Source organism: Aureispira anguillae (assembly GCF_026000115.1).
Lineage (GTDB): Bacteria > Bacteroidota > Bacteroidia > Chitinophagales > Saprospiraceae > Aureispira > Aureispira anguillae.
The window spans coordinates 3,044,661-3,062,587 of record NZ_AP026867.1; the positions used below are offsets into that span (position 1 = coordinate 3,044,661).

Consider the following 17,927-nt stretch of genomic DNA (forward strand, 5'->3'; position numbering starts at 1 on the left):
CAAAAAATAATTTTTCATCAATAAGAAAGATGCTCGTAAATTGTTTTTTTGGTGTATATTATGTTGTTAATTATTTTTCTTTTAGCATTACTCCGTTTATAAATTGTATTCGATTATTACACTGCGTTAGTTTGTAGCTAAAGTTATAAAGCCAAAAACTATCTCACGAGTGTAACGAGCTAATTAACGGAGTATTATTTTAGGTGTGTACAGGAAAAATAGAATTTGTCATTCCCATGGCTTCTGCAAAAAGATCCATTCTAAAATTCAAATCAACTCCTTTGTTGATAAAATAATTCAGCATTTTTTCTGTTGGCATATTGCCTGTCAGATCATCTTTTGCCATAGGACAACCGCCATAACCTTTGATTGCACCATCAAAACGACGGCAGCCATTTCGGAAAGCAGCATCAATTTTTTCTTCCCATTCGTCTGGGCGGGTATGAAAATGCGCACCAAACTCTACATCTGGATAAGGAGGGATTAGATTGCTAAATAAATACTCTATGGTTGCTCTATTAGCCACACCAATGGTATCAGATAGGGACAAAATCTTAATCCCCATATCTGCCAATAAATTGACCCATTTTTGCACAATTTCTACATTCCACTCATCGCCATAAGGATTTCCAAATCCCATAGAAACATAAACCACTAGCTGTTTGTTGTTTTTTTGACATAATTCTTGAATGCCAGACAAACGTTTGAGTGATTCTGTAATCGTAGCATTGGTATTTCGTAATTGAAACGTTTCAGAAATAGAAAAAGGATAGCCCAAATATGCAATTTCGTCAAACGCACAAGCATCTTCTGCCCCCCTTCTGTTGGCAACAATTGCCAACAATTTAGTAGCCGTACTGTCTAAGTCTAGTTTTGAGAGCACCTTGGCCGTATCTTTCATTTGGGGGATGGCTTTGGGAGAAACAAAGCTACCAAAATCAATGGTATCAAACCCTACTTGGAGCAGCTTGTTGATGTAATTTGCCTTTACATCTGTTTCTATAAAAAATTCTTTGATGCCTTGCATGGCATCTCTAGGACATTCAATTACTTTGACCATAATATTTTTTGTATTCTCGGGTGTTCTACAGTTCTTCATTAAAAAACACAAAGATAAAGGTAAAGTTCAAAATACTAAATAGATGGGCATTTGTTTGCAAATAATACACTATCTTTGCGGGCATATAACTAGACTTTGAATACCAATACGATCAGGAAATGAATTTTTTTCAGGGTCATTTTACAAGTTGTATTAATGTTAATACTTCGTTATTTTTTTGCTTTTGAATGTCTAATCATCAAAAAATTATAATCAAATGATCATGCAATTGGTTGGCTTTTTAATTTTAGCCTCTTTAATCTATTTTGCGACCACTACTACAGATAAAAATCCTAAATTGCGTTTATTTTGGATGTTAATTGGTTGCCTTATGTTTTTCACAGGAAGCCTTTGTCTTATAATCAACTCGGTAGGACTCACAGTAGGTTTTTTAGCATGGATAGAATCCATGGGTATTTTAGGCTCCTTCTTATTCAAATTAGGGCTTGTTTTTGGAGGGATTGCAATTGTTATTTTGGTCAACCACAATCCAGATGCTTACGACGAATATTTTGATGGCACCAAATATCAATAATCTGTTTTTAGCTGTCGTTCCATTATTTACAATTCAACTCCGTTTATCCTCACTTTCTTGAGCTTGGCATATTTCGACCAACCTACAGCTAGTAATCAACTCCTGCTGTGTCTGCAATCTGCCAAGCTCTAAAAGTTGGCTATTGTTTCAGTGCGATCAATCATTTTTAATCTCTCTTTCGTACTTAAACCCTTCCTTCCCTCTCTCTGGCAACCATTGGTAGTTCATTTGACACAGTTCATTGAAAACAACTTTATTTATCCAACGAGTAATTGTACCTTGCCCCAACAGGCTCTTAAATTTTAATACCATTACAGATGTCGCCATTGAAAAATCCATCCTCATCCCAACTCAACAACAAGCAGTTAAACCTCGTCCTTCATTTAGGCTTTTGGTTGACCACTACCGCTTTATTTATGACCATTACAGGGAGTTTTTATGGGTTTCAGATCGCTATTTTTAGAACCTTAACCAATATGCTTTGTCTGATTCTTTTGTTTTATGGCAATGCTTATTTTTTGGTCAATCGCTTGCTTGAACAAAAACGTTATGGTGCCTATCTTTTATCTACTTTGTTACTCTTTATTAGTGTTTTAGCCTTGCGCATACAAATTCACTCTTTTGCACCTGATAATTTTTACGAGCCATTCATCCACAATTTATACCAACCTCTAATTGGAAACAACCTGTTTTCCTATGTTTTTATATTTGTTACATCGCTTGGTATTTTAGTTTTTAGTCTCTTATATCAAGTATTGGTCAATCGTGCGGACAAAGAACGCAAAGACATGAAGGTCATCCACCAGTACCAACAGGCACAAATTCAGTTTTTAAAAGCACAAATCAATCCGCATTTCTTATTCAATACCCTCAATAATATTTATTCATTGGCGGTTACCAAATCGGAGGAAACACCAGATATGATTTTAAAGTTATCCGATTTGCTGCGTTATGTTATTTATAAAGGAGCAGAACCGTTGGTCTATCTAGAAGATGAATTGCTTCACATTGATAAATTTATCGAACTGTTTCAAATGCGTAGTGAAACAGAACTAGACATACGTCTAGTGATAGAAGGCAAAATAACAGGCATAAAAATAGAACCTATGATTTTAATTCCCTTGGTCGAAAATTGTTTTAAGCATTGTGATTTTGACACCAATGAGGCCGCTTATGTTGTAATGAATTTGAGCGTTGAAAAAAATTGCCTTATTTTTAAAACCTTGAATTCCAAAGATAATTATCAGAAGCAAAAAGATCAAGTAGGTGGTGTAGGACTCCATAATATCCAAGAACGCCTAAAAATCAATTATGGCGATAATTATAGCTTAAAAAAGAAAGACCACCCAAAAACGTTTGAGATTGATTTAATGATTCCATTTACCCGTTATAAGTAATGAAACCATGCCAAAAATTAAAGCCTTGCTTGTTGATGATGAGTTTTTAGCACTCAATTTATTAGAAAATTTCATTAATCGCCTAGCAGATATAGAAATTGTTGCCAAGGTAAAATCGCCTGTTAAAGCCCTTGAAATATTGCAAAATCAACCCGTAGATTTGCTTTTTCTAGACATTCAAATGCCTACCCTTAGCGGCACCAATTTATTAAAAACATTGCCGCATCCTCCTGTCACGATTTTTACTACGGCTTACGCTGAATATGCCCCCCTAGCTTTTGACCTAAATGCGGTAGATTATTTGCTAAAACCTTTTTCCTTTGAACGTTTTCTGCAATCCATCAACAAAGCCAAACAACAACTCAACATTCGAACCTCGACCAACCGTCTCCCCCTCACGAAAACAATTGAGAAAACAGCCTCGCTAGTGCCTCCTACCGAACGAGCATTTATTGCGGTAAAGGTAGATGGGGACATTCAAAAAATATACTTAGACGATATTATTTATATTGAGGGGTTAAGGGAATACATCCGTATTGTTTGCCAAGAAAAAAAGAAATACATTACCCTTGAATCTCTTAAAAACATGGAAACAATGCTTCCCGATGCTGATTTTATGCGCATTCACAAATCTTATATTATTGCAAAAGCAAAAGCCACAAAACTAGTAAGAAATAGACTGGAGATCGATAATTTTCACCTGCCCTTCAGCCGCAGCAAACGCAACTTAATTATTCAAGAAGTTTTTAAAGGAGGGCAATAGGTTTGTCTGCAAATTATTCATCGTCTCGAATAATAAACACTACTCCTAAAATCAAAATCGTAGCAGCACAAAGCGATTGGCTTGTTATGACCTCGTTGTTAAAATACCAGCCCAACAATAGTGCAATAATTGGATTGATGTACGTTGCCGTAGCTACCTTTCGAGGGTCTTCTTTGATTAGCAAATAATTAAAAGCAGTATAAGCGATAATTGAACCAAAAAACATCAAATACAACAAAGACCAAAAGGCTTTCCAAGTAAATCGGTTGGCAATAGACGCAATATCTTCTTGCAAGACTAAACTAACCAACAATAAAACAAAACCAGCCGTTAGCATTTGAATCGCTGTATTGGCAATTTTAGAAGTTGGCAAATCTGATCCTTTCATATAAATCGCCCCTAAGGTCCATCCCATAATAGCAACGGATACAGCAATAATTCCCTTATAAGCATCAGGGCTTGTCGTAATTGCGTCTTGGCTAACTAAAATATACATCCCAACCATTCCCAACGCTACTCCAAGCATCTTTTGCATACTTGCCCGTTGCCCAATCAACAACCAAGAAAAAACAACCAAAACCAAGGGCTCACAACCAACAATCAAAGAAGCCATTCCCGTATCCAAATACAAGACCGACCACATAGCCCCTCCTGAGCCGATTCCTAGGATCAGAAAACCAAAAAATGCAGCATTTCTTATTTGTTTTGACGTAGCTGTTTTATAGCCTTTATAACTAACAGATAACAATAATCCCCCTGCCATTAACAGGCGAATAGCTGTCATAAAAAAAGGTGGAAAGGATTCAAAAGCCCAATCTGTGGCTAGATAAGTAGACCCCCAAATAAAGTAAATGCAGAAAAAGGAAATGGGTATTAAATACCGATCAGATCGCAGATCGCTTAGTTTCATTGATTTTTTTTCTGCAAAGGTATTTATAAATTCTCGTTCTTTGATGTAGTAATCCGCTAATTTTTTGTTTTTTGGTAAAACCAAAAAGCAAATTAATTCCTCTGTTTGATGCCCCAATCGCTCACTTTTCTAAAAAGAAAAAACTATTCTACTGATAATCAAATTAATGCATTTGTAATTTTACAATATTTTTTAACATGATATCGAAACTGAATTATAATTAGTCCTTTATCTCCAACAAATTATTTATTGTTTGATCTTTCACCTTCTGAATAAGGTCGCCTAATCTTCCTCTAAAATTGGTTTCTTCGGGATCAAAGACAGCCCCATATTTTAAGAGCAGTTGAAGCACTCCTACGGTATTTTTAGTGTTAGGAAAAATAAATAGATTGTACAGTGGCGAACAGCCTGCCTGCTTTTCATTGGGATCTGCTCCCCGCTCTAATAAGAGTTGTACCAATTTGGTATTTTGCCGAATACAAGCCATTCCCAAAGCACCTTCAATAATTACATTTTTTTTGTTCAGGATCTCTTTTGCTAACTCGTCTTGATCTCCTCGGATACAAAGATTTAACAAAGACATTTTATCGTAATTGTAATAATTGAGATGGTCTGCTTTCTTTAACAAGGGTAACAAATTATCAACTTGCCCTGCCATCAGCTTTGTCATTAACTGGACTATAGATGTATTGGCTTCATTGGCATGGGCTGCCTCAAAAAATGCAATCGTCTGTTTAGATTGGTTGATCCTTGCAATATCCAAGGCAGTCCACCCATATTGATTGGTTGCATTTATTGGCACTCCTTGTTTCAGTAAGATTTGGCAAATCTCTGGCCAACCGTTTCCTGCTGCTATATGCAAAGGAGTATAACCATAGCGATCGCTTATTTGCAAATCTGCTCCCCCCTCCAATAAAGCATTTAAAACCTTAGGTTCGTTCCAACGCAGCAATTCATACAACACCGTTCTTCCCCAGTTGTCTCTTTCGTTGATGTCTAAATCTAATGAAAGTAAAAATTTTAGTAGTTTAATTTTTGTGGTAGAACGATCTCCATACCGCATCTGAACGAGCGCATAAAATAAGGTTCTATTGTTGCGATCTTTGGTGTGGATATTAGCCCCTTGCTCCATCAAGTATTGGGCAATCGTTGTTGATCTGGATAAAATAGCTTCGTACAAAGGCGTATGCCCTGTCCCTAAGGTAGATTCTATGTCTGCCCCTAATGCTACAAAATATTTTACAAAAGAAAGCTTTCGGTAATTAACAGCATAGTGCAGCAATGTCCCCCGAAACAACCCCATTGAATCCGTAACCAAATCCTGAAGCATAGAAGTTTGTCCGCCATAAGCTTCTTCAAACTCCTTAACGGTTCCTCTTTCTATTAATTCTATTGCTGTTTTCATACTCTTGTCTAAACTACTTGGGTACACTAAAGGTTTTATTGGTATAGTTCAACAAAGTACAAACCCAATGGTTCATAGGAGTTGGTACATTATAATAATTACCTAAATTAACAATAATTCCATTCTTTGCCCCTAATTCGATTGTTTTTCCATTGAGTCGATCGGTCAGCATAGAACTGCCTTTGTTGGGGGGATATTTTTTTACTTTTATCAGCATTTCTTGTTCAAATGACGCTTCAATTTTTGCACCATCAGCAAGAGCAACCTCTATAGCTTCTCTTAATAACAAGCTATAAAGGTTTTGTATTTGCTCATCTTCAAAAATCCAACAGGTTGCCCCACTAAGGCACAATACCGCTCCCAAAGCAGCGCTTTCTGCCACCTTTTTCCAGCTTGCTGTTTTAAAATCATCTATCCCTAAAACATGAATTGTCTGCTTAGAAAATAAGGCCGTAAAGTCATCCAACCACATTCCTTTCTTTAATAGAAGTTTTGCCTTTTTTAATTGCTCATAGCCTCCTTCTACACAAGGCTGAGTCGGGCAATCAATAATAACTTCCAAAATAGGGTTATTTCGTGTGCAATACTTTTCTACGGACTCCTTGTGTCGAAGCCCATTTCGGATAACCACTACTTTTGTCCCAGTTCCAATTAGATTTTTTAATCCAATATGGGCAGAACTGTACTGATGTTCCTTTAGGCAAATAATCAACCAATCTAATGTTGTATTGTTCCTCAAATCGATAGAACAATCAATAGATGTTTGAAATAATGTATCTTGGTACTTCAAACGCAACTGATCTTTGGGAGAACGATTGTAATAAAAAATGCGGGTTGTTTCGTTCTTTTTCAAAGCAGTTGCTATAACAGAGCCAATCGCTCCCAATCCCAAGATGCCTATTTTTTTGAGTTTCATTGCCTCGCCTTATTATTTAATATAAGTCCTTTTCACCAAATTTAGCTTCATATTATAAGTAATGGGACCTTCTGGAAAATCTTTATCGTGTAAATAAGACATCAAAGAGAGTTGCAAATCGTCTTTAAACCAAGTATAACGCATAAAATTTTGATGTTTTTTGCGATAAACGGAATCCTTTCGTTCAATTTTTGAGGCAGCCCCCAACAGCCCATCAAAGAGTTGAATTAGCTCCTGTTGTGTATTAAGAAAGACTTGGGCATGTTCTTGCAGCTGATTGGTTTCTACCTGTTTTAAAAATTCTCCCAGATCCGTTCCTCCTGCTTCCTCCCAATAAATTCTAGGATAAGCATATAACCAGCAACTAATTCGATCTATTTTTAGAACATCATGATTAGAGTTAAACCCATAGTACAAGGTCATATCTTCCCATTTTCCCACTTCAGAAGAATAGTTTAAGTGAGACATATGCCCTGAGTTTTTTCGTCTAAAATTATTTCCCTCCTTTGCAATTACTTCATCTACGGAAGTTCCTAGGGCGATTCCTCTAAATTGAATGCTTTTCTCTTTTATAATTTCATCAAATAATGTTCGATCCATACTTACTTTATTAAAAAAATGAAACTTTGACAAGCTACAAAAAACCATTCCCTTAGCCATCAAAGAGTAAAAACTTTGGTTCTTTGACAAATGATGTGGAATCGTAAACTACCTTGCCTGCTTATTACTGCTTTTGTTATAAGTTATAGGTCGTATGCTTAGTTCCTGTAAATACAGGACATACAACCTATAACTTTCTAAAAGCTTACCCTTTTTTAGTGTTTACCACACGATTTGTCAAAGAGTAAAAACTTTTAACTACTTAAATTATTCAGCTTTAGTTTTCCACGGCTTATCATCCCCCTCTTTGAATTTAAAACTTCTTTCAAAAGAAAGCGGAGACGGCGGAAAATTAGGTGCTGTATCCTGCCAATTGGAAGAAGGAATCCTAGAGAATGCCCAAAAAATAGCGGTCAAATTAGGTGCATCCGACTGTGCAATATCTAGGTGTAAATTTGAGCTAGCATACGCCAATAGGAATAAATAAAACTCCTCCAAAACTAGGGCATCATTTGCCAAACTAAAATTGGTGTGGTTAAATATAAAGTCGCTAATTGTGTAAATTCTTGAATGGGAAAAAATCGCTAAGATTTTTTGCAACCACCCCTTGGATAACAATCCCTGATAGAATTCTTGCTCAATATAAGTTCTAATCAACTTTCCTTTGTTTGATGACCACTTTTTTAATGCTTCTTCTGTTGATAATTCCTTAATCTCCGCCTGTACATCTTCTATTTTAATCACATTGCGAATTAAAGCCCCCAAAAGATCTACCACTAAACGACATTGATGTTTATCTAAGTGACTAAAATCTATTTTATTGAATTTCGTTACCTTATAAATCAAGTCAAAAACTTCGGTACAATTGGTAAGATCAACCAATTGCTCTATGGTTGCATCTGGGTTCTTCAATAGCACCCGAATGATATGCAAATATCTAGCTTCTGCACGTTGCTTTAACTCCTTATTATTTTCCAATATTTTTAAGCCCTTCTGAATTTGAGCTTTGTTTTCAGATTCTAAATAATCAAAAACTAAATCCGTATCGGTATAATCTTCTTGGGGAATAGCAGCGATTTTTAAAAAGTGAGCACTCGCTTCTTGCGAAAGAAATTCCGACTTTAAATCAGGAGTTCCATTGTAGTATTTGCTTTCATACTTGATAGAAAAAAACGTTGTCCCTATTGGACCTTCCAAACCTAGATTTGACAACTGACTAAGTTTGCTCCAAGCCTTAGGAATTGTAGCGTATGGATAATAAGAAAACAAAAGTTCGCTTAGATTTTTTAACGTTGAGAGTTGCTCCAAGCCTTTCCAAAGTGCAGGGGTTGGTTCGATTCCATCACTGTCAATTTGAAGGCTACGCAGTTCATCAAACCCTTTAAAATCCCATCCCTCTTGCGCCAACAACAGCCCTGGAAAGTTAAAACGTTCCAATTGGGTCAATTCCTTAAATTCCTTAGGAAGCATCGTTATTGCCGTTCCGTATAAATTTAATTTTTTTAGATTTTTGCACCTACTTATAAATGGAGGAACTTCAAGCAATTTTTGATTAAACCCAATATCAATATCTTCTATTGTCAGAGGGTTTAAATAGGTAATCCAAATCGGAAGTTTTTTCGTCAGTTTGCCCCCTAAATCGATTTTTTTTATGGGGAGCGTAGCTATAATTTCTTGGCTTATATTGCTAGGTTTCCATCTCGTTTTTTTAGCAATTTTAGGTTCCATAATCGTTTCAGGCAGGTTGATTAGGTCTGACAATCTTTTGCCTTTTACAAAATCTAGAATTTCTTGGTATCGCTCCTTAACCACAACTTCAATAGGACTGCCTTTTATTTCGTTCAAGACATTTCGAATCCGATTTTTATCCCATGTTTCTATCTCTTGCGCTAACTCTTTTATGTCCATAATTTTAGTTTTAATACTCCGCTGTTTTTTTGATGAAGTATTGATTTTCAGAAAAAACTTCCCTAGTAATTTACACCATAGCATTAAATAAAACAATACAACTATTGCGGCATATTAAACGTTTCAAAGCAAATAAAACTGTCTTAAGCCATTAAAGAACAAAACATTAACAGCATACAAAATATAACATTCAACACCAGTTGTAAAAATAAAACAGCCCCTTAGCAAAAAGCTAAGAGGCTGTTTTATGAATTCGATCGAATAGGAATCAAAACCTATTGTACATCTGTAGTATTTCTAATATTAATCTGATAACCTGTAAACTGAGAAACGATCGCTGTAATACTTACGGTTCCAATAGCTACATTTGAACCAGAGAAAGTAGCACCAGAACGAGTATACATGTCCATGTTTCCTGTTGCATCAGTTACTGTAGTTGTTCCAGAATAAGTAGTAGCACCTGAGATCGTTGCACCATTAATTTTCACTAATGTAGATTCCCATGCTTCAGCATTCGTTAAAATATCTTGTATTGTCGCTACTCTTGGAGTCATTGTATTTCCAGTAGAAATAACAACAGCGTTCGCATTGGCTACATTACTAATTTGTAGTAAACCATTGTACTCTGAAATATCAGCACCAGAAATATCTACAGTAATACTATCTCCTTCTGAAATCGTTGTATTATCAGAAGTAAAGCGCACTACAACACCAGCACCGCCAGTTTGTTGAAGCACCAAGTTTTTAGCTGTAATGTTTCCATTATCTTTGTCCGAAATCACAATCCCCGCAATAGAAGTATTAGCAGGAGCATTGGTAGCCGATCCTGAGAACAAAGCACGAGCAGCACCAATGGTAATAAAGTTGGTGCTTCCTCCACCGCCACCAGTAAAGTTGACATCAGAAGTATTGCGAATATTAATTTGTGTCCCGTTGTAATCTCCTACTACTCCTGTAACATCACCAGAACCAGTTGGCAAAGCAGTAGATGCAAAGTTTGAAAATGCGCTAAACATCGAAATTGATCCTGTAGCATCGTTTAACATTACATTAAAATCACCATAAGTAGATCCACCACTCAAGGTAGCTGTTTGTACATTAATCAAAGTAGATTCCCAAGAAGGATTTGCCATAATATCAGCAATTGTCGCTACTCTTGGCGCAATAACATTACCAGAAGACAAAGCCGTAGCATTGGCATTTGGCACTCCATTTACTTGCAATAAACCATTAAATTCTTCAATCGTTTGTTGAGAAATATTAACCTCTAACTCATCTCCTAGATTAAAGGTATGAGGACCTGCAAAACGAACCGTAATCCCTGAACCATTAATTTCTTGAATCACTACATTTTGATCTTGCCAGTTACCACCAACTCTATCTGAAATTACAATACCAATAATTTTGGTTGTATCTGGAGCCGTTGTTGAAGCTCCTGTAAATAAGTTACGTGCGTCTTGGATACTAATTTGGTTCAAATTAGTTCCTCCACCACCGCCACCACTGCCAGTGATGTTAACATCTGATAGATTACGAATTAACAATTGAGGACCGCTAGTATGATCTCCAATAACAGCCGTTACATCTCCAGTTCCTGTTGGCAAAGGAGTAGAAGCAAAATTAGCAAATCGACTAAACATAGTCACAGAACCCGTTGCATCGTTCAACATGACATTAAAATCACCATAAGTAACTGCACCATTGATATTAGCAGCTTGAACATTAATCAATGTTGACTCCCAATCATTCACATTAGCGATTACATCCGCTACCGTTGCTACTCTTGGCGTAATAGAAATTCCACCAGGATTAGGCAATGCAGTAGCACGGCACAATGGCAAATTATTAACTTGTAAAAGGTTGTTGTATTCCTCTAAAGTAGCTCCTCCTACTTTTACTTCTACATAATCTCCCACTGCAAAACCATGATCGTCATCAAAACGAACTGTAATACCAGCACCATTAGGCTCTTGAATCACCATGTTGCGTCCTTGCCACTGACCACTAGTTCCATCAGAAATTACAATACCTTTGATTTTTCCTGTTGCAGAAGTTGGCGCACCAGAGAATTGACCTCTCAACGCTTGGATGCTAACGTCAGTATAGTTGGCCAAAGAAACACAACGAGTACCCGTCATGCTGCTTACATCACGAGGATCACGAATAAACAATTGAGCCGTTCCGCTAAAAGAATTATAGACAGCGATAATAGAACCATTTCCTGTTGGCATCAACTCATTGGCATAATTAGCAAAACCACTATTTCTAACAATAACAGTTCCACCCGTTGCACACTCTGTCAAATCAGCGTTCTTACTCGTTTGTGTAGAAGCATAAGCGTAAGTACCGCCAGCAAAACAATCTGCAAATTCAACATTATCCAATTGAACCAAAGTATGATAGTCTGCTGAGGTTAAAGTAGACAAAGTTTTTACAGTTGGTGTTAATGGTTGGTTGTATTCTCCACCAATAATAAATTGACGGTAAGTAGATTGAGGTAGTCTAGAATCATTAGTATTACTACTACCAATCAATGCTGGAACGTCTCCGTCTTGCCAAATGTATAAGCCTTCACATTTAACCCAAACCTTGCGGCCAATTGGGAAATCATTATAAATACTATAAGCATCAATATCAATACGGATACCTCCTGTTGAATCTTGAATCACAATTTGCTTGTAAAAATTACCTGATTTGTCATCAGCAATAACCGTTGCTTCCAAAATCTGATTCCCTAAAGCAACAGGGCTCGGTGAAGCCATCGCAATAACATCGGCAATAGTAGTATTAGCTTCTAAATTAGGCAACTCACTAATAGGTGGTTCGTCAAATTGCTTTTTACAAGCACTAAACACCATTAAGGTTACCAAAAGTAAAAAAGAAGAAAAATTAAAATATCTAGCTTTCATAATGCTATATTATATATTATTTAGTTGAATAACTGCTGTTTTTAAATTAAGTTCTTACATTCTAAAGGTTAAACTAATCATATAGTTCGTTCCATAAGCATAATAGTACTTGCTTGGGAATCGATCAACATCCTTAGTTCTATAATCAAAACGGTATTGCTCAAAACCGCTTGTCTGCATATTGATATTGTTCAACATATTGCTCATTCCAAATCCTAGAATAAAGTAGAAATTTTTCACCTTCCAAGATTTACGAATATAAATATCAGCCATAAAGTTACCTGGCATTTGACGCTGGTTGATGATGCTATTCCACAAATCAGAACCTGGTTGAACGGCATCTTCAACATAGTCAGGTGTCAAACCAGTCGTTGAAACGGCCTGTACGGTACGTCTATAAAAGTTAATATCCTCGTAAGCTGCATGGGTATAGTTGAAGTTAAAGCTAAAGGACCAAAACTTAGGTGCACGCCACCATACTCCTACATTAAATGCCATTTGGGGCGTATTCGGAATGTAAAAGTTCTTCAAATAAATTGTTGGTTCTTCTGAAACAGAATAAGGGTTATTATCAGCATAAAGTGCTGCTGTTGGTCTAGAAGTATAAATATACTCACCAATCGCTGCTGCTGCACTAAGTGTAATCCCTCCATCTAAGTTGACTTCTCCTGCTACTTCTACTCCTGCATGCTGCTTTTCTACACCATTCATAATAAAATTAACAAAAGATCCTCCTATCCCAGAGGCACTTCCTTCATTATCCAAATAGAAACTACGTTGGAAGATTTCATTCATAAACTTCGTATAGTATCCAGTTAGCTTAGCTTTGAATCGAGGCGCTTTTAGAATATATCCTCCCTCAATAGAATAGTTGCTAGAGCTTCTAAGGTTATCTAATACTTGGTCTCTAGTTCTAGCAGCCACGTAAGCATAACGGAAGAAAGGTGCTTTTGTTTGGTATGAACCATTTGCATACAAATAGTTACGTCCATCAATTTTGTAGGTCAAACCACCTTTTACATTATAATTAAAAAATTGCTGTACTTCTGATTTACCTAAAGAGTTATCAGGGAACTGTCCATTTTGAACATTTCCTTTACGCCAGAAGGTAGTGTAGCTTCCTTGTCCACCAACAAAAAAGTCGATTTTATCAAAGGTAAAATTAAGCTGTGCCCAAGCACTAGCTTTGTGAATGTGCGCTTCATAATTATAACCAAATTCATCGCCTTCTTTCAAGATTCTATTGGGATTTGCCAAATCATTTTGGTAAGAATCTTCGCTTCCAACTACTCCCGAATCACGCTCTACAAAACGGTTGATGTCTACATAATAGTCGGCTCCTAGTAGATCTTCTAATACCTTAAAGTTTTTACTGTTGTAGAATTGGTACGTCAATCCTGCGTCAATGTTCAAAAACTTAGCTGCATTGGCATTTAAAATCATATTAAAGTTTGCCTTTTGGCTATCGTAACGACGTTCTTCTAAAACATATCGAGCACGATTCCCCCAAGTGGTGTCCCCTTGTACTCCATTGGCATTGGCTATAAAATCATAAGAATTTCTATTTATCTCATACATTCTATCCCAGTTAATTTGGCGGAAGGCCTCGCTACCAGTATACAAATCAGAAGCTAAGTTGCTTTGATAAGGATCGTTGATATAAGAAGGTAGATTTCTATAATAATCAGGACGAGGATCTTGTGCATCGTACCAATCCAAAGCAGTGCTTCCATATTTTCCAAATTGGTAGCTAGCAGAAGTGGTTAGTTTTACTTTATCACTCAATTCTATATCGTGAGACAAGATAAATAAAGGTTGGTGAGAATCTGTTGTTCTAGCATTTCTGATTTGAGCTTTTCCCGTTTCACCACTAGTTTGGTATCCCCAGTTTGGATTATAATAATGGCTATTTGCCAAACTGAACATTTCCTCTACAGCAGGGCTTCCTTTGCCACGCACAGAAGGTGCTCCCATTGCGGTGAACGAAATAGATTGCTTACCAAAACGTTTTTCTGCCGATACAAAATAAGAAGCCGCATTATAATAAGCTCCTTTGATAAAAGCTCCTTGAGGAGAATATCTCCACGATCCAGAAACAGAAAAAGCCCAACCACTTGGCATCAACCCAGTATTGTAGGTCAACATCAAACGATGGTTATAAGAACGGTTGGCATAAGAATAGGTAAACTGTAAGCCTTTGCGTTGGCTTCCTGCACGACTATCAAAAGAAGAAGCACCTCCGATTCCACCCAATGCATAAGGTGTTGCCGCCAATCCTAAAGAAGAAGTACGGTTACGCATAACATCATTTAACCCAGACCAAGACCACCATGTTGGACGTCCTGACTCTAAATCATTCATTGGGATATTGTTCATAAATACCGTTGTATTATCTGAATCGTATCCTCTAACTCTAAAACGTGCAGCTCCCCAAGAGAATGCTACCTTTGAAGAAAACACATCTCTACTAGCATTTAATACCCCAGAAATAGATTGCGTTCCTCCTGCTCCATTTTCAATCTGCTCATCAGACAGCATGATAGTAGGAATTATGTCCTCAGCGGCAGGATTCTCTCCCCCACTAATGTCTAATTCTACGACTCCTAAATCCAAGACCCCATCTTTTATTTTGATGGCTTGAGTCTTTAATCCATAACCTTCAGCAGAAAACTGAATGGTGTATTCACCATAAGGTATCGCTGTAATTTCGAATGCCCCAGAGGAATTAGTTTGGGCATAAAAATCTGTTCCTTGAATTTCAATAAGTACCCCTGCTAATGTACCCTTGTTTCCCCCATCTTGCATAGTCCCTTTTACCGAACCCTGTCCGTACATGAGGCAAGCAGAAAAACTCAAAAGGAGTATCAATATACTCTTTAAACAATGCTGCATATCTTAGTTTTGAAGTTATCAATCTATAGAAAAACTGCCATTTTTCTATCGACCCAAATTTTATTAGGTTGTTCTGTTCTAATTTGAGCTGGCAAGTTACAAATTAGGTAGGAATAAAACCTGCATTAAGCTGCAAACTTAATAAAAAGTTAATGCATGGACTAATAAAAAAAGTTATCGTTACTAAAATTGTCTTTTTTTTACACTAGTTGTGCAATTCACTCTACCCTTAAATTACAAAAAATGAGCTTTTTTCATAGTTTTTTATCCTTGGCTTTTTTCTAGCAAACAAGCTATTTATAAATGAATTAAGCGTTTATTTTTTTTTTATTTAATGCTAAATCACCCCCTTCCTAAACACTAAAATTAAGCCGACAATCTGATTCTATTTTTTTTCGTTTTTTTATAAAATGATTTGTTAACAACCTTTATTTATCTCCTACTTCAAAAGCAAAACAAAGCTATTTTGCTCGCATCCCTCCATAAAGTTCAACCTTACAGTCAACTCATAAACTACGCAATTATATATCTCAAAAAGCAACATTTCTGTTATTTTATATGGTTTTAACTTTTTATTATTTTTTCATTGAACTTAGCCAATAAAACAAGCAATAATTACTAAGAAAACCCCGTATCATTTCAGAACTTGACAAAAGATTAATTCATAATTCATGTTTTCTGAATAGAAGAAATCTTATATTTGTGCGCTTTTGGTACAAAAATAGAATATACCTAGCCAAACAAGCCTTACTCAACTCTAATCACTAATAAATTTAATACTAGTTCACAAAAAGCTACATCAAATTAATAATCAACAAACTACAACTAACTTTTTAATTTTAACAAAAAATTTGATATTCCGTTTAATCTGTAATCTTTTTGATTTTTTTTCTAAAAACCAAAAAACCAACGGACTAGTAATTTAATAGATCAATCAACAAAAAAATGAAAAAACAAGCACTTTTATCTTTCCTATTATTAATGGTTGTCTGTAGCCTCGGTACGGCCCAAGATGGTAAACAAGCCCATAAGGTTGTTTGTGTTGGGTTTTATAACTTCGAAAATCTATTTGACACCTTAGATACAGAAGGAAAACGTGATGAAGATTTCACCCCAACTGGCAAATTGCTTTATAATTCTAAAGTGTATCAAGAAAAACTAGGCAACTTATCTCATGTCGTTTCTCAGATGGGTACGGAGTTAACTCCTGATGGTCCTGCCATTTTGGGAGTTGCAGAAATTGAAAACAAAAAGGTTTTGGAAGATTTTGCCAAACAACCCAAAGTAAAAGACCGAAACTATCAAATTGTGCACTACGAATCATTAGACAAACGGGGTATTGATGTTGGATTGCTTTACAATCCTAAGTATTTCAAAGTAATTGAAAGTGGTAAAATCACTCCCAAATTATTTTACGATAAAAAAGAAGATGCAACAAAAAGAGATACCGTTTGGACTCGTGATATGCTTTGGGTAAAAGGTCGTTTAGATGGCGATGTGGTTTATGTCATCGTCTGTCACTGGCCTTCTCGCCGTGGAGGGTCTTATCTCCGTGAAGGGGCTGCTAAATATTGTAAAGATTTTATTAATGGCCTTCAAAATGATAACCCTAGAGCTAAAATTATTGTAATGGGGGATTTAAATGACGATCCTGTTAGTCCTAGTGTAAAAGATGTTATCAAGGCAAAAGAAAAAAAGGGGCAGGTCAAAAAGGGCGGCTTTTTCAATCCTTGGGCAAAGTTATACAAATCAGGAATTGGAACCTTAGCCTATCGAGATTCATGGAATCTTTTTGACCAGATTTTGGTCAGTCAGTCCATTCTACAAAATAATGAAGAGGGCTATCGTTTTTACAAAAATGTTATCTTTAACAAATCTTATCTCATCAGCAAAGGTGGTCGTTTCAAAGGCTACCCGTTTCGTACTTACTCTTTTGGCAAGTATGTAGGCGGTTATAGCGATCATTTACCCGTTTATATCTATTTGGTGAAAAAGATCCAAGATAAGCCATAAGACAATACTAAAAAGATGTACTAAATCGATACTCTATGCTGTGGTTTTTAAAATTTAACAGAATGGGCTTTTTCTAGCCATACCTTAGAGTTAGATCGTTCCACCATTAGACCCCAATTAAGTTGTAATTGGGGTCTAATAGTTAATCCCTAAGGGCAAAACCATCTAAAAATAGATAAAAGCTGACCCAATTTTAATTTTCATAAAAAAACATCGGGCAGAAAACTAATTTGGGGAGCTACTATGGTGCTAAATTGGTACATCTTCTATCAAACCGCTTACTTAAATTAAAATAAATCTGTATTTTGGGTTAGTTAATCATTTTGTACTTTTCTTTTTTCTAAAAAACAGATCTATGCAACAGTTTGAATATAAAACATTTACCGTTCCGCTTAAAAATGCTCTTTTTTCTAAAAAACAAGAATTAGACATTGGAGTATTAGAAGAAAAGCTCAATCTTATGGGAAAAATGGGCTGGGAATTGGTTACACAATTTGCTCGACAAAAGAATGGCTTTAGCCAATATGCTGTGTTAGTATTTAAACGCCCTTTAGTTGTCCCTTCTTCTAAAAATGAATAA

General features: G+C 36.2%; 13 protein-coding genes. 5 read left to right on the plus strand and 8 right to left on the minus strand.

From position 1 onward, the window contains the following. Positions 1-199: 199 nt before the first annotated feature. Positions 200-1,060 (minus strand): hydroxymethylglutaryl-CoA lyase, encoded by an 861-nt coding sequence (locus tag AsAng_RS11845; protein ID WP_264792999.1) that lies wholly within the window; start codon positions 1,058-1,060, stop codon positions 200-202. A 256-nt stretch (positions 1,061-1,316) separates the two neighbouring features. On the opposite strand from AsAng_RS11845, the gene AsAng_RS11850 reads away from it, so the two are divergent. From AsAng_RS11850 to AsAng_RS11860, 3 genes are all read left to right on the plus strand, one after another. Continuing rightward, on the plus strand, positions 1,317-1,634 hold the full coding sequence (locus AsAng_RS11850; RefSeq protein ID WP_264793000.1) for a hypothetical protein: 318 nt from the start codon (positions 1,317-1,319) through the stop codon (positions 1,632-1,634). Between the two features lie 317 nt (positions 1,635-1,951). Then, entirely contained in the window at positions 1,952-3,031 is a 1,080-nt protein-coding gene (locus tag AsAng_RS11855) for a sensor histidine kinase (RefSeq protein ID WP_264793001.1), read from the plus strand. A gap of 7 nt (positions 3,032-3,038) precedes the next feature. Beyond that, complete coding sequence (locus AsAng_RS11860) at positions 3,039-3,794, plus strand: LytR/AlgR family response regulator transcription factor (protein ID WP_264793002.1); 756 nt, start codon at positions 3,039-3,041, stop codon at positions 3,792-3,794. Between the two features lie 13 nt (positions 3,795-3,807). Here the strand turns inward: AsAng_RS11860 and AsAng_RS11865 are convergent, their stop codons facing one another. The 7 genes from AsAng_RS11865 to AsAng_RS11895 all read right to left on the minus strand — a co-directional run bounded on the left by AsAng_RS11865 (position 3,808) and on the right by AsAng_RS11895 (position 15,334). After that, positions 3,808-4,704 (minus strand): EamA family transporter, encoded by an 897-nt coding sequence (locus AsAng_RS11865; protein ID WP_264793003.1) that lies wholly within the window; start codon positions 4,702-4,704, stop codon positions 3,808-3,810. A gap of 220 nt (positions 4,705-4,924) precedes the next feature. Next, positions 4,925-6,109 (minus strand): ankyrin repeat domain-containing protein, encoded by a 1,185-nt coding sequence (locus AsAng_RS11870; RefSeq protein WP_264793004.1) that lies wholly within the window; start codon positions 6,107-6,109, stop codon positions 4,925-4,927. Between the two features lie 13 nt (positions 6,110-6,122). Next, a complete protein-coding gene (locus AsAng_RS11875; RefSeq protein WP_264793005.1) occupies positions 6,123-7,025 on the minus strand; it encodes a ketopantoate reductase family protein in 903 nt (300 codons plus the stop codon). 12 nt (positions 7,026-7,037) lie between these two features. Continuing rightward, positions 7,038-7,625, minus strand: coding sequence for a hypothetical protein (locus tag AsAng_RS11880; RefSeq protein ID WP_264793006.1), 588 nt, complete (start codon positions 7,623-7,625; stop codon positions 7,038-7,040). Between the two features lie 267 nt (positions 7,626-7,892). Next, entirely contained in the window at positions 7,893-9,533 is a 1,641-nt protein-coding gene (locus AsAng_RS11885; protein WP_264793007.1) for a leucine-rich repeat domain-containing protein, read from the minus strand. Positions 9,534-9,808: 275 nt separating this feature from the next. Next, complete coding sequence (locus AsAng_RS11890; protein ID WP_264793008.1) at positions 9,809-12,442, minus strand: DUF5689 domain-containing protein; 2,634 nt, start codon at positions 12,440-12,442, stop codon at positions 9,809-9,811. Between the two features lie 54 nt (positions 12,443-12,496). Beyond that, complete coding sequence (locus tag AsAng_RS11895; RefSeq protein WP_264793009.1) at positions 12,497-15,334, minus strand: TonB-dependent receptor; 2,838 nt, start codon at positions 15,332-15,334, stop codon at positions 12,497-12,499. Positions 15,335-16,279: 945 nt separating this feature from the next. Here AsAng_RS11895 and AsAng_RS11900 point away from each other — a divergent pair. Both AsAng_RS11900 and AsAng_RS11905 read left to right on the plus strand, forming a co-directional pair. Continuing rightward, entirely contained in the window at positions 16,280-17,347 is a 1,068-nt protein-coding gene (locus tag AsAng_RS11900; protein ID WP_264793010.1) for an endonuclease/exonuclease/phosphatase family protein, read from the plus strand. Between the two features lie 355 nt (positions 17,348-17,702). Then, positions 17,703-17,927 carry a DUF4177 domain-containing protein gene (locus AsAng_RS11905; protein ID WP_264793011.1) on the plus strand — a complete coding sequence of 75 codons (225 nt, stop codon included), beginning with the start codon at positions 17,703-17,705 and terminating at the stop codon, positions 17,925-17,927.

Excerpts from the sequence above, each read along its gene's own strand:
- AsAng_RS11870 (WP_264793004.1), bottom strand. The coding sequence starts at position 6,109 with ATGAAAACAGCAATAGAATTAATAGAAAGAGGAACCGTTAAGGAGTTT.
- AsAng_RS11895 (WP_264793009.1), bottom strand. The coding sequence starts at position 15,334 with ATGCAGCATTGTTTAAAGAGTATATTGATACTCCTTTTGAGTTTTTCT.
- AsAng_RS11850 (WP_264793000.1), top strand. The coding sequence starts at position 1,317 with ATGATCATGCAATTGGTTGGCTTTTTAATTTTAGCCTCTTTAATCTAT.
- AsAng_RS11865 (WP_264793003.1), bottom strand. The coding sequence starts at position 4,704 with ATGAAACTAAGCGATCTGCGATCTGATCGGTATTTAATACCCATTTCC.
- AsAng_RS11860 (WP_264793002.1), top strand. The coding sequence starts at position 3,039 with ATGCCAAAAATTAAAGCCTTGCTTGTTGATGATGAGTTTTTAGCACTC.
- AsAng_RS11905 (WP_264793011.1), top strand. The coding sequence starts at position 17,703 with ATGCAACAGTTTGAATATAAAACATTTACCGTTCCGCTTAAAAATGCT.
- AsAng_RS11885 (WP_264793007.1), bottom strand. The coding sequence starts at position 9,533 with ATGGACATAAAAGAGTTAGCGCAAGAGATAGAAACATGGGATAAAAAT.
- AsAng_RS11880 (WP_264793006.1), bottom strand. The coding sequence starts at position 7,625 with ATGGATCGAACATTATTTGATGAAATTATAAAAGAGAAAAGCATTCAA.
- AsAng_RS11845 (WP_264792999.1), bottom strand. The coding sequence starts at position 1,060 with ATGGTCAAAGTAATTGAATGTCCTAGAGATGCCATGCAAGGCATCAAA.
- AsAng_RS11875 (WP_264793005.1), bottom strand. The coding sequence starts at position 7,025 with ATGAAACTCAAAAAAATAGGCATCTTGGGATTGGGAGCGATTGGCTCT.
- AsAng_RS11900 (WP_264793010.1), top strand. The coding sequence starts at position 16,280 with ATGAAAAAACAAGCACTTTTATCTTTCCTATTATTAATGGTTGTCTGT.
- AsAng_RS11890 (WP_264793008.1), bottom strand. The coding sequence starts at position 12,442 with ATGAAAGCTAGATATTTTAATTTTTCTTCTTTTTTACTTTTGGTAACC.
- AsAng_RS11855 (WP_264793001.1), top strand. The coding sequence starts at position 1,952 with ATGTCGCCATTGAAAAATCCATCCTCATCCCAACTCAACAACAAGCAG.